Annotated in this window: 12 protein-coding genes; 1 reads left to right on the top strand and 11 read right to left on the bottom strand. The window is 38.7% G+C overall.

The features are described 5' to 3' along the window. Positions 1 to 11 precede the first annotated feature (11 nt). The 11 genes from rnc to IGI37_RS01830 form a co-directional block, all read right to left on the bottom strand. A complete protein-coding gene (gene rnc / locus IGI37_RS01880) occupies positions 12 to 704 on the bottom strand; it encodes a ribonuclease III (protein ID WP_438759705.1) in 693 nt (230 codons plus the stop codon). Positions 705 to 869: 165 nt separating this feature from the next. Next, entirely contained in the window at positions 870 to 2,675 is a 1,806-nt protein-coding gene (locus tag IGI37_RS01875) for an ABC transporter substrate-binding protein (RefSeq protein ID WP_438759704.1), read from the bottom strand. Between the two features lie 15 nt (positions 2,676 to 2,690). After that, positions 2,691 to 3,608 (bottom strand): ABC transporter permease, encoded by a 918-nt coding sequence (locus tag IGI37_RS01870; protein ID WP_438759703.1) that lies wholly within the window; start codon positions 3,606 to 3,608, stop codon positions 2,691 to 2,693. A gap of 34 nt (positions 3,609 to 3,642) precedes the next feature. Next, positions 3,643 to 4,605 (bottom strand): oligopeptide ABC transporter permease, encoded by a 963-nt coding sequence (gene opp4B, locus IGI37_RS01865; protein WP_438759702.1) that lies wholly within the window; start codon positions 4,603 to 4,605, stop codon positions 3,643 to 3,645. Continuing rightward, entirely contained in the window at positions 4,605 to 5,549 is a 945-nt protein-coding gene (locus IGI37_RS01860; protein WP_438759701.1) for an ABC transporter ATP-binding protein, read from the bottom strand. The genes opp4B and IGI37_RS01860 overlap by 1 nt, the downstream gene beginning before the upstream one ends. Continuing rightward, positions 5,550 to 6,557: an ABC transporter ATP-binding protein gene (locus IGI37_RS01855; RefSeq protein WP_438759700.1), complete on the bottom strand. Its 1,008-nt coding sequence runs from the start codon at positions 6,555 to 6,557 to the stop codon at positions 5,550 to 5,552. A 269-nt stretch (positions 6,558 to 6,826) separates the two neighbouring features. Beyond that, the gene (acpP, locus tag IGI37_RS01850) at positions 6,827 to 7,069 is read right to left on the bottom strand and encodes an acyl carrier protein (protein ID WP_438759699.1); all 243 of its coding nucleotides are present in this window, start codon (positions 7,067 to 7,069) and stop codon (positions 6,827 to 6,829) included. 159 nt (positions 7,070 to 7,228) lie between these two features. Further along, a complete protein-coding gene (plsX, locus tag IGI37_RS01845; RefSeq protein ID WP_438759698.1) occupies positions 7,229 to 8,245 on the bottom strand; it encodes a phosphate acyltransferase PlsX in 1,017 nt (338 codons plus the stop codon). 39 nt (positions 8,246 to 8,284) lie between these two features. Beyond that, positions 8,285 to 10,321: an ATP-dependent DNA helicase RecG gene (gene recG, locus IGI37_RS01840; protein ID WP_438759697.1), complete on the bottom strand. Its 2,037-nt coding sequence runs from the start codon at positions 10,319 to 10,321 to the stop codon at positions 8,285 to 8,287. A 109-nt stretch (positions 10,322 to 10,430) separates the two neighbouring features. Next, on the bottom strand, positions 10,431 to 12,110 hold the full coding sequence (locus IGI37_RS01835; protein ID WP_438759696.1) for a DAK2 domain-containing protein: 1,680 nt from the start codon (positions 12,108 to 12,110) through the stop codon (positions 10,431 to 10,433). A 54-nt stretch (positions 12,111 to 12,164) separates the two neighbouring features. After that, positions 12,165 to 12,527: an Asp23/Gls24 family envelope stress response protein gene (locus IGI37_RS01830; protein WP_438759695.1), complete on the bottom strand. Its 363-nt coding sequence runs from the start codon at positions 12,525 to 12,527 to the stop codon at positions 12,165 to 12,167. Positions 12,528 to 12,838: 311 nt separating this feature from the next. Between IGI37_RS01830 and rpmB the strand changes: the two genes are divergently transcribed. Beyond that, positions 12,839 to 13,027 carry a 50S ribosomal protein L28 gene (rpmB, locus tag IGI37_RS01825; RefSeq protein ID WP_161841834.1) on the top strand — a complete coding sequence of 63 codons (189 nt, stop codon included), beginning with the start codon at positions 12,839 to 12,841 and terminating at the stop codon, positions 13,025 to 13,027. Positions 13,028 to 13,038 lie beyond the last annotated feature (11 nt).

Below are 13,038 nucleotides of genomic sequence, written 5' to 3'. Positions count from 1 at the left end.
GCTCCCTTCACTTATCCTTGCAAATCTTTCAACGCATTCTCTGCGGCATTTTGCTCAGCTAATTTTTTTGATTTTCCTTGACCCTTACCAATCAGTTGACCATCCACATAGACCTCTGTCCAAAAAATGCGTTCGTGGGCCGGTCCTTCCTCTTTAATCAAACGATAATCAATCAAGACATCACCTGATTTTTGTAAGACCTCTTGTAACCTTGTTTTATGATCCATCTCATGTGAAAAAGCACCAGCCGCCACTTTCGGAAAAATGACTTTCTTAATGAACTCGTGAACCGCTTCTGTTCCTTGATCTAAATAGAGAGCTCCTAAAAAAGCCTCAAACAAATCGCACAACAAAGCCGGACGTCTTCTACCACCAGAGTTTTCTTCCCCTTTGCCTAAACGAACGTACTGATCAAAATGACACGCTTTGGCAAACATCGATAAGCTATCCTCACGCACAATCGCTGCACGCATCTTGGTTAGTTTTCCTTCTGGAAGATCCGGATATTCCCGATACAAATATTGGGAGACCAATAGCTCCAATACCGCATCCCCTAAAAACTCTAATCGTTCATTATCAGATAAATTCAAATTCCGATGCTCATTCACATAGGATGAATGGGTAAACGCTTGTTCCAATATATCGACATCATGAAAAGTAATTGCATATTGTGTCTTTAACTCTTTAACTAGCTGTATATCCATTCTTCAACATTCCTTTAATTGTATTTACAACACTTCCCTATTATACTGGTTTTTTCCAATTTTTGAAATGCTTCTGCGAAAAGAATACACAAGGGAAACATTCTTATAATAAATGCAAAAACTTGGCGAGCCTAGAAGGCTCACCAAGTCTACATAACAAATAAATTATTTACGAGAATCAGCTGTTACACCGATAGTTGACCATGGGTTTGTTGATTCTGCATAGTCCCAAGAGAAGTTAGTTACACGATCACTAATCGGCATTACTTCGTTACGGAACAATGTAGGAATAACAAACGCTTCGTCAGCAGCATATTCTTGCCATTTAGCAAATGCTTCTTTTTGGAAATCAGCATCAAACGCTTTATCTGAGCTAATATCTGCTAATAATTTAGTATTTTCTTCTGACTCAAAACGAGTGTAGTTAAATGCAGCTGTAGCACTATATAATCCATCTGGGTTTGGATCAGTTCCCGTATTCCATGCCCCTTGATAAACATCAATTTCTGGATCATCATTTTCTAATTTGTCATAGAATGAGTTAAACTCAATCAAACGACCTGTTGCGTATTCAACATCTAAACCAATTGATTTCCATTGTTGTACATAGTAATCAGCTAATGGTTGTGCTGTTTCTCCACCTGACATAGAAGCAAATTTAATTTTCAGCTCTTTACCATCTTTGTCTTCACGGATGCCATCATCAGTTACATCTTTGTATCCAGCATCATCTAATAATTTGTTCGCTTTATCAATATCTAAAGTATAACCTTTAATCGTTGAATCATGAGTTGTTTTAAACACAGGTGGGATTAATGACGTTGCGTTTGAACGCAAACCAGCATAGAAACGTTCCCCTACTGTACTATTATCAATCGCATAACCCATTGCTTGACGTAATGATTTATCCGCCATCTTAGACTCTGGATTGTACTCTACATGACCTTTTTCTTTGTTCCATTTACCTAGTTTGAAACCTAAGTAAGTGTAAGAAGTTTGCTCACGACCTAAGTTTGTATAACCATCTAAATCTTTATAAGTTTCATAAATATCAGTAGGCATTTGATAAACCATGTCATATTGTTTTGATTTTAATGATTCAACAATACTTGCTGTTGGTACTGAAGTCATCACAATTTTTTTCAATTGTGGTGTGCCATTCCAATAATGTTCATTTGGGCTGTACTCAACAGATTCACCTGGAACAATATTACTCATATAGTAAGGTCCAAATGTAACTGGATTTTTACGCACGGCATCACTAGATTCCATGTCTTTGATGGCAATATCTTTTAAGACATGTTTAGGTGCTGCATACGTCCAGACGCCGCCACCCGCTTGTAACATACTTGGGTTTACATCTTTATAAGAAATTTCAACTGTTTTATCATCAACTTTTTTGATTCCTGAGATAGAATCAGCTTTTCCTTCATGGTATTCGTCCATACCTACGATACGAGCAAATGTTTCATCATAACGAATTCCTGTGTAATCTTTGTGTCCGATAATTTCATAAGGGAAGATTACATCATCAGCGGTAACCTCTTCACCATCAGACCATTTAACGCCATCTTTAACTTTGATAGTCGCTTTTTTCGCATCTTTATCTAAGTCTAAAGTAGCCGCTCCATCGTTAGTGATTTTGAAGTCTCCGTCATAACTAAATAACGCTTCGTGGGAAGGTTGCATAAACATATTGTCATAAGCATCTTGATAGAATTCCCATTGGAACATTCCTTTAAACTGGCTATCTGTTGCTACCGCAACATCTAACTCACCATCTTTGATTGCTTTATCTTTATTTGTTGTTGCAATTGGAAAGCTTGCTACATCTGTCGAATCTGCTCCACCTGCTGTTTCTCCACCAGAAGAGTCAGTTCCTTTGCTGTTACTGTTGCCTCCACCACATGCTGCCAATCCTAATGTCAACACAGATGCTAAGGTAACTAGTCCTAAAATCTTTTTCTTCATCCTTTGTCCTCCTTCTTATCCTAAACGTTGACGAGCATCTGCTGAACGCTTAAATGCTTGACCAACATAATTTATACTCAACATCAATACCAAAATAAGTACTGATGCAGGTACCCAAATCCATTGTTTGTTCACGAGAACATCTCCACTGCTAGCGTAGCCAATAAGTGTTCCTAAGCTAGGAACCTTTGTTGGCAAACCAAAGCCTAAGAATGATAGGGTTGTTTCAATCCCGATATTCGCAGCAAAGTTCATTGTTAAGTTCGTGATAATTAACGAACTCAAATTGGGCATTAATTCTCTGAACATAATTTTAAAATCACTAGTCCCCATTGTTTTTGAAGCACTAACGTAATCACGGCGCCCCTCTGACAATGTCTTACTTCTAAATAATCGTGCTTTTGCTACCCAATAAAAAGCACTCATAATCGCAACAAATGACCAAACATTGTATTTAGGAATAATTGACACGAATACGATAATAATCAACATGATTGGTAAAATCATAACGAAGTCGACGATACGCATCAAAATATTATCAATTATCCCTCCATAATAACCAGAAACAATTCCTAGACCTACTCCAATAAATGAAGTAATAATAGTAATTGAAAATCCAATCAATATGGAATTACGTGCACCTATAAACAGTTGTCCTAGAACATCTCTTCCGCCCTCATCAGCTCCAAAAAGATACTTGTGTCCTTGGGCAGAGATTGATCCAGGGGTGGCATATTTATCAAAAATACTTACAAACATTACTTTATCTTGATCAATGAACATAGTCCCGATAAAAATTGCAAGTAATAAAACCACTAATATAATCAAAGATAGAATCGCAATTTTATCTTTTAAAAATTCTCGAGCAATCATTCGTAATCCCATCGGTGGAATACTCTCAGTTGCTGCTACATTCTTTTTTTCTTTACTCATTAGCGTGTCCATTCTCCTTTCTGGAAGTCATCATTTACTGAATACGAATTCGTGGATCAACGATACTCATAATAATATCGGAAAGTAAAGTTCCGACAAGAGTCGCTATCCCTAAAATCAGAACTAGCGAAGTGATTACTGTATAATCTCGTTGAGCAATACTATCAATAAATAGTTTCCCCACTCCAGGATAGCCAAATATTTTTTCAATAACTACAGAACCGGCAATTAACGAAGTAATTTCATACCCCATTTGCGAAGCCATCGGTAATGCAGCATTTCGGAAAATATGACGACTAAACACTTTTGAGGTTGGTACCCCTTTTGAGCGAGCCGTTCGAACAAAGTCCAAAGATTTTGAATCAATGACTTCGCTTCGTAAATATTGAATGGTAACAGCCGTTGCTAAGAAGGCTTGCGTCAATGCTGGTAACATAATATATTTCAGTTTATCTAGTACTTCAACAAAAAAGCCGCCTGTTAAACCAATTGTTTGAGAGCCACTTGTCGGGAACCAGCCCAATCGGTAGCCGAAGAAGAACAATGTGATTAAGCCAAAGATAAACGTTGGCACTGCAAAACTGAAGAAGTTGTAGATAACCACAGCTTTATCAAGAATTGAGTTTTGGTAACGTCCCGCTAACATCCCTAGTGGAATCGCAATGATATAAGTGAAGATAACCGTTAAAATGGATAGATACAGTGTGTTTACTACACGCTCGCCAATCAAATCAGCTACTGGACGTTTGTATAAAAAGCTCTGTCCAAAGTCTCCTTGTAGTGCATTACCAATCCATCTAAAATATTGTGTGTACCAAGGATCATTTAATCCAGCTGATTCTCTCATCGCTTCGATTACTTTAGGATCTTGGTTCGGGTTAATTAGTCCGGTAAATGGGTCTCCAGGCATTGCTTGTGCTAATAAAAATATTAAAACACTAAGAATAATTATTTGGGGAATCATTAACATTATCCGTCGTAAAATTGTTTTCCACATTATTGAGCACCCCCATCTTTTAATGCGACTTGATGTGTATCTGTAATTTTTCTCAAGTCGTATACACGACCGTTATTGTCGTAATAGTCTTTTTGATGAGTAACATACTCTTCTTCTACACGACGGCGGTTTTGTTTATGGGCGTCACGATTTTCGACATCTATCCTTGGAATAGCGGATAATAAACGTTTCGTATAAATATGACGAGGATCATCATAAATATCTGTACGAGAACCAATCTCCACAAAACGACCTTTTGTCATAATAGCGATATTATCACACATATGTTTCACGACCCCTAAGTCATGAGAAATGAATAAATAACTTAATCCATACTCTTCTTGAATACGTTTCATGAAGTTCAAGACTTGTGCTTGAACAGACAAATCAAGTGCCGATACCGGTTCGTCCGCCACAATTAATTTAGGACTTGTTGCTACTGCGCGGGCAACTCCTAGACGTTGACGTTGACCACCTGAAAATTCATGTGGATACTTATATAAAGCATCTTCTGGCATTCCAACAATATCTAACAAGCCTTTGATTTTTTTCTTTTCTTCTTGATCGCTTAATCGTTCAAAGTTACGAATCGGCTCAGCGATAATATCGATCACACGTTTTTTAGGGTTTAAACTAGACATCGCATCCTGAAAAATCATTTGAACGTCCTTATTATAGTCCATTTGTTTTCTGTTACTACGTTTAGTAATATCTTTACCTTGATAAAGTATCTCTCCTGAAGTCACTTTTTCCAAACCAACAATCGCTTTTCCGGTTGTTGATTTTCCGGAACCAGATTCACCAACTAGGCCGTAAGTTTTTCCTTTTTCAATCGTAAAATCGACACCATCCACGGCCAATACATAATCTGTTACGCGATTCAAAAAACCGCTACGAATTGGATAGTGTACTTTTAGGTCTTTTATTTGAATGAGTTCTGACATTTACACTTCTCCTTCTTCGTCTCTAAAATGAAAATGCTTATAACAAGTGCAACGAACCAAGTGATCTGGTGCTACTTCATGTAAGCTTGGATTTTCTTCATGATCGCTTTCTGGAATCCAAGGAATTCGTGGAGCAAAACGACACCCTGTACGAATCATATTCTTTAATGAAGGAACCACTCCTTCAATTACGTGTAGCTCACTATCATGATTGTCTTCTTGAGGAATCGAGTTTAATAATGAACGTGTATAAGGATGTTGTGGGTTAGAAAATAATTCTTCCACAGAAGCTACTTCAACGAATTGACCTGCGTACATTACCGCCACACGGTCAGCCATCTCAGCTACGACGCCCAAGTCATGGGTAATTAAGATAATTCCCGTTTCTGTTTCTTTTTGCAAATCTTTTAATAAATCAAGAATCTGAGCTTGAATTGTCACGTCCAAAGCAGTTGTTGGCTCATCGGCGATAATAATTGGTGGCTTACAAGCAATGGCAATCGCAATAATTACCCGTTGGCGCATCCCACCTGATAGCTCATGGGGATATTGACGACCCACACGAGCAGGATTAGGAATTCCTACTTGGTCTAATAATTCTAAGGCACGCGCTTGACGTTCGTCAGCGGTCATCTTTGTATGATAAGAAAGGCCTTCTTTAATCTGGTCTTCAATTCTCATTAAGGGATTTAAGGCAGACAATGGATCCTGAAAAATCATTCCAATATCATTCCCTCGAATCTTATTGTACAACGTCTCATTCAAATTTGATAAATTCAAATCGTTGTATAAGATTTCTCCAGTAATTTTTGTATTGTTTGGATCATGTAAGCCCATAATTGTAGTGGCTAGTGTACTTTTCCCACAGCCTGACTCACCTACTATAGCTAGAATTTCATTTTTCTCGAGGACAAAAGACACGTCGTCTACTGCGTCGTAAAAATCGTCTTTAATTCGGAAGCTAGTATGCAGGTTTTGTACGTCTAATAATTGATTATCATTTGACAATCGAATACCCCTCTCTTTTTTACCCTTCACTGCTATTGAAGTTTGTTTTATATATATGAAAAAGAGTGAACATTTTACGTTCTTTGACAGTTACAAATCTTTCTCTTAACATAATATAATAGTTTCTTAACAATTATATAGAAATCACCTTAAGAATGCAAGGTTAAATCCCTCTAAAACCGTCAAATTGTCAGAAAAATCTATTTAAATTTAACGTAGGATAAAAAAAAACAACGATTCATTAGATATCTCTAATAAATCGTTGTTTTTTATCCTTGATGAGAAAGGATATATTCTACTGCTCCACCAACTGTTTCAATTTTTTCAGCATCTTCATCTGAGATTTCAGTCCCAAATTCATCTTCAAGCTCTAAAACAAATTCCATAATGCTGATCGAATCAGCGTTCAAATCATCTTTAATACTTAGTTGATCATTTACTTTGTCTGCATCCATATCAAAATGGTTCGAGATAATATTCGCTACTTTAGCAAAAACTTCTTCACGAGTCAATTGCATTCACCTCCACTGCTTTTGACAACACCTTGTTAATAGCCAAGCCATAGTACATTTTACTCAGAATCAACAAATTTGTCCAGTATTTTTTCAAATTTGTTACAGAATAATTTCATTTTGATTTCTAAAAAAGTTACTTATTTGTTAGTCAATGATTTACTCAACTGCTTCAGTTGCGACCTCTTCTTCAAAGTGGGCAACTAGCTGTCCAACCACATCGGTTTCTAGCATGGTATGAATTTGGCGAATGGTATAACGAACAGCCTCAGGACCTGTTGATCCATGTGTTTTAACAACCGGTGCCTTCAAGCCAAACAACACTGCACCTCCATGTTTGGAATAATCCATCTCATGCTTCATGCCACGCAACGCATCCTTCAATAAAAGGGCGCCCAACTTACCTTTAACACCTTCTGCTAGAATAGAAGATTTTAACAAGTTCATCATATTCATCGCCGTGCCTTCAATTGACTTTAATACGGCATTCCCCGTAAATCCGTCTGTCACCACAACATCAGCCGCACCGCTCAACAAATCACGTGCTTCGACATTCCCAATAAAATGGATACTCTCTTCTTCTTTTAATAATTCAAAGGCCTTTTTCGTTAATTCGCTCCCTTTTGTCTCTTCCGTCCCGTTATTCAAAAGCCCAACTTTTGGCTGTTGAATCTTGCGAACCTTTTGCGCATAAAATGAACCTAACACCGCATATTGAACCAAATGCTCAGGCTTATTATCTGCATTCGCTCCTAAGTCTAAAATATCAAACCCACCATCAGGGTTCCCAATCACAGGCAATGTTGACATCAAGCCTGGGCGTTCGATATTTTTAATTCGACCAACGATGAATAAACCAGCTGCTAACAATGCGCCTGTATTTCCTGCCGAAAAAATTGCATCCGCTTCGCCATTTTTTACAGCTTGAGCTGCGAGTACCATAGAAGCTGTTTTCTTGCGACGAATCGCTTTAACTGGCTCATCATCACTAGCAATTTTCTCATCCGTGTGTACGATAGTCAGATTTTTTTCGTTTGTTACGTATTTTTTTATTTCCGCTTCTTTTCCATATAAAATAAATTCAATGTCAGGAAAATCCTGTTGCGCTAACATCACGCCTTCAACAATTGCTTTTGGGGCATTGTCGCCACCCATTGCATCTACTGCAATTCTCATTACCTGTTCGCTCCTCTCAACTCAAGACACATCTTCTTACTAATCAAAATAACGCCCTTCTGGATCTTCTATTTTGATTGATTGACTCAGTCCTCGATAGGTCTTTACTTCTTGCCAGTTAGGAATTTTCCAAATAGCATTCGCTTCTTCTCTTGCAACTTCCAAAATATTCCCATCTGTCACCAAGTCACCCACTAAAAACTGAGGAATTCCTGATTGACGTGATCCAAATACTTCACCAGGCCCTCTTAATTCTAAATCTTTTTCACTTAAGATGAAACCATTATTTGTTTCTGTCATAATTTTCATCCGCTGTACGCCCATCTCATTTTTGGGATTGGCAATCAAAATACAATAAGAAGCATCCGCACCACGCCCCACCCGTCCTCGAAGCTGGTGCAATTGTGCCAAACCAAAACGATCCGCATCCATAATCAACATGACCGTCGCATTGGGGACGTTTACGCCCACTTCAATCACGGTAGTCGACACTAAAATTTGTAGCGCTCGGTCCTTGAATGATTCCATGATACGATCTTTTTCGGTGTTTTTCATCTTCCCATGAAGAAGACCAACCTGATAGTCTGGTGAATACACCCGCTGCAAATGTTCATAAATTTCTGTCGCATTTTTTACGTCCAGTGCTTCTGATTCTTCTATTAAAGGACAAATGACATAGACTTGATGTCCTACCCTTAATTCTTTGCGCACCCATTCAAGAATACTCTCCAATTGAGGTGGGCGAATCCAACGCGTCTCTACAGGAATCCTGCCGGCTGGTAATTCATCAATCACTGAAACATCCATCTCACCGTACGCCGTAATCGCAAGCGTTCGTGGAATTGGCGTCGCTGTCATAAACAGGACATCTGGCTTGAGCCCTTTTTCTCGCAATACCTTTCGTTGATTGACTCCAAACCGATGTTGTTCATCAGTAATTACCAAACCTAACCGGTGAAATTCAACATTATCCTGAATCAATGCATGGGTTCCAATCACCACATCAATTTCGCCGTTCGCAAGCTGCGCCAAAATTTCTCGGCGTTCTGCCGCTTTAGTTGAGCCTGTTAATAACGCGGTCTGGATTTCTAAAGGGTCAAACAATTGATTTAAACTTTCTAAATGCTGTTGCGCTAAAATTTCAGTAGGCACCATTAACGCCCCTTGAAAGCCCGCCGTTGCTGTCGCATATAAAGCAATCGCCGCAACGACCGTTTTTCCACTCCCAACATCCCCTTGTAACAATCGCTGCATATGTTTTTTACTGCGCAAGTCACGACAAATTTCATTGGTTACGCGCTTTTGAGCTTCCGTTAGCTCAAAGGGTAATTTTTGGGTAAACTGCTTCACTCGTTCAACGTCATATAACACAGACAATCCTTGCGCTTCTGATTTTTCTGCTTTTTTTAAACCTTGGATCTGCATTTGGAATAAAAAGAACTCTTCAAAAATCACACGTCGTTTCGCTTGGCGACTTTCTTCTTGATCTTTTGGAAAATGCATCGCAAAAACGGCCTGTTGTCGACCAATTAACCGATATTTTTCTAGCAGCTCTTCTGGTAAATTCTCTTCTAGCTGTTGGAAATACCCTGCAAAGGCCGCTTTGATTAATTCAATTAATGTGGTTTGACGAACAGATTTGCTGACATGATAAATTGGCGCAAATTCTTCGGTTGCTTTACTACCCAAAATTTTCATCCCTGTTAAGGCTTTTCTTTTAGCATCCCATTTCCCGTAGACTGCCACCTCTTCTGACAGGACAATTTTATCTTTTAAATACGGCTGATTAAAAAAAGAGACATTAAAGACTGCGTGCTCTTGCATCATCCGAAACTGTAATCGACTTTTTTTGTAGCCATAACGACTAACAACTGGCTCTGAGACAACCAACCCTTTAAGTGTGACTTTTTCTTGATCTTGAATTTCCGTCAGATTTTTTTCTTGAATATCCTCATATCGAAAAGGATAATAGGTCATCAAATCAACAACTGTTTTAATGCCCAACTCAGCCAAATTACTCGCTCTTTTTTCGCCAACGCCAGATAATACCGTCACCGGATCATTCAAATTGCCCACAGACTGTCCCTCCTTTCTTTCAAACACTTTGAAAAGTAGCTAGAACATAAATCAATGATGATTTACATCCCAGCTACCTGTTTATTTCTATACTCTCTCTTTTTCGTTCTTACTCAGCTGAAAACAGATAAGGATACACCGGCTGGTCCCCTTGGTGAATCTCGAATTCTAACTCTTCGTATTTCTCACTCAAAGCTTCGCTCAGTTTTTCAGCTTCTTCAGCCGAACCCTCTTCTCCTGTAATGATTGTTACGATTTCTGTCTCCTCGTTAATCATTTGCTCTAACGTTTTCAATGACGTTTCAAAACGATCAGGATTTGAAATCACAATCTTACCATCGATCATTCCTAGGAAGTCGCCTTCTGTAATCTCAACACCATCAATTGTTGTGTTACGAATCGCATTCGTCACTTGACCACTGACTACACTTTCAAGCATTTCTTTCATGCCTTCTTTGTTGTCTTCTAAAGAAGCTTGATCGTTAAAGGCTAACATCGCTGTCATCCCTTGAGAAATTGTTTTTGATGGCACAACGGCTACTGGAATCTCAGCCACTTCTGCTGCTTGATCCGCTGCCATAAAGATATTTTTATTATTCGGCAAGATAATGACTTGATCTGCATTCACTTCTTCAATTGCTTTTAAGATATCCTCTGTACTCGGGTTCATTGTTTGTCCGCCACTAATCACGTAGCTTGCGCCTAAGCTTGAGAACAACTCTTGAATTCCCTTCCCTGCTGCAATCGCAATAATGCCATAAGGTGTACGAGGTTTTTTCGCTACGGCTTTTGTTTGGCCACCATCATGTTCCAAAATCGTCTCGTGTTGAAGGCGCATGTTATCCACCTTAACCTTTACAAGAGAACCAAATTTTTGACCATAATTCATCACTTCACCTGGATGTTCTGTATGCACGTGAACCTTGATAATCTCATCATCATTCACGACCAATAAAGAATCACCCAATTTATCTAAGTAGTTACGGAATTCTTCGTAATCAAACTTGCTATCAACAGTTGGGCCTTCGCCAATTTTCACCATGATTTCTGTACAGTAACCAAATGTGATATCTTCTGTTGCAAGCTGACCTTGAACACTACGATGATGCTCGGCATTCACCATATCATCCATCTCAGCTGGTGACGGTTCAAAAACTGTATCTAATTGGTATTCCCCATTTAAGACACTCAAAAACCCCTCATAGATAAATAACAGCCCTTGGCCACCACTATCAACAACCCCCACTTCTTTAAGTACAGGTAAAAGATCTGGTGTTTTCGCTAATGCGCGTTTAGCACCTGTCACAACTGAGGTCATTACTTCCACACAGTCATCTGATTCTTTCGCCTTTTTTTCTCCCGCTTTTGCGGCTTCACGAGCCACAGTTAAAATAGTCCCTTCAACTGGCTTCATAACCGCTTTGTAGGCAGTCTCCACACCACGCATAAACGCTGACGCTAAATCCTGTGCATTCAACGAGACTACAGACGGAATCTGTTTTGAAAAGCCACGGAATAATTGAGAAAGAATAACTCCTGAATTACCGCGTGCGCCCATTAAAAGCCCTTTTGATAAAACATTGGCTAATTCACCCACTTTATCTGACGTTGAATCAACCACAGCTTTCGCACCACTCGTCATAGATAAGTTCATATTTGTACCCGTATCACCATCTGGCACAGGGAAAACATTCAAAGAATTGACATATTCTGCATTTGTTTGCAAACGATTCGCACCAGCCTGCACCATTTCTTGGAACTGACTTGCGCTAATTTCTGTTACATTCACCTAAATAATCCTCCTTAAGATCGACCTGCCGTTTTTCAACAGACCTTCTGCCACCTAGTCTGGCAGTACACGTACTCCTTGAACAAACACATTAACTGAGTTAGCAGCAACACCGAGTAAAGTTTCTAAGTTGTATTTCACTTTCTCTTGGACATTGCGAGACACTTCAGAAATTTTTGTTCCGTAACTAACAATCGTATACACATCCACTGCGATTCCATTGTCTTCTTGACGTACCACTACGCCACGTGCATAATTTTCTCTACGTAAAATTTCAGTAATATTATCTTTAATTTGATTTTTGCTTGCCATACCAACGATTCCAAACACATCAGTTGTTGCGCCGCCTACGACAGTCGCAATCACTTCATTTGTAATTTCGATAGTACCAGCTGACGTTTTAATTTTTACAGCCATTGAAATGACCCTCCTTAACGAGTCTATTAACCCATTTTCTACTATAATAGTTTATCATAGCCTAACGGTAAATAAAAGGTCGAGCACCTACTTACCTCTCAAATTAACAATTTTTTTTGGTTTTGATTCAACTAAATAAAACAAAAAAATGGTGATTTCCACCATGACTTTGTCTAATTTACAATGTTTGCGTAATAATGTCAATCGTCTATAAAAAAAGTCTCTTGTAAATACGGGCAAATTATGTTAAATTGTTTTAGTATGAGCTGAAAACTATCGCTCCAATATCAAGGCAAAGGAGGAAATTAAAAATGGCTAAAGTTTGTTACTTTACAGGTCGTAAAACATCTAGCGGAAACAATCGTTCTCACGCTATGAACGCTACTAAACGTACTGTTAAACCGAACCTACAAAAAGTTCGTGTTATGATCGACGGAACACCTAAAAAAGTTTGGGTGTCAGCTCGTGCTTTGAAATCAGGAAAAGTTGAGCGCGTTTAATATTTGAATTA

The sequence above is a fragment of the Enterococcus sp. AZ194 genome (assembly GCF_051713825.1).
Classification (GTDB): domain Bacteria; phylum Bacillota; class Bacilli; order Lactobacillales; family Enterococcaceae; genus Enterococcus_K.
The sequence above is the reverse complement of the archived record's forward strand: the minus strand, read 5'-3'. Positions and strand labels throughout refer to the sequence as shown.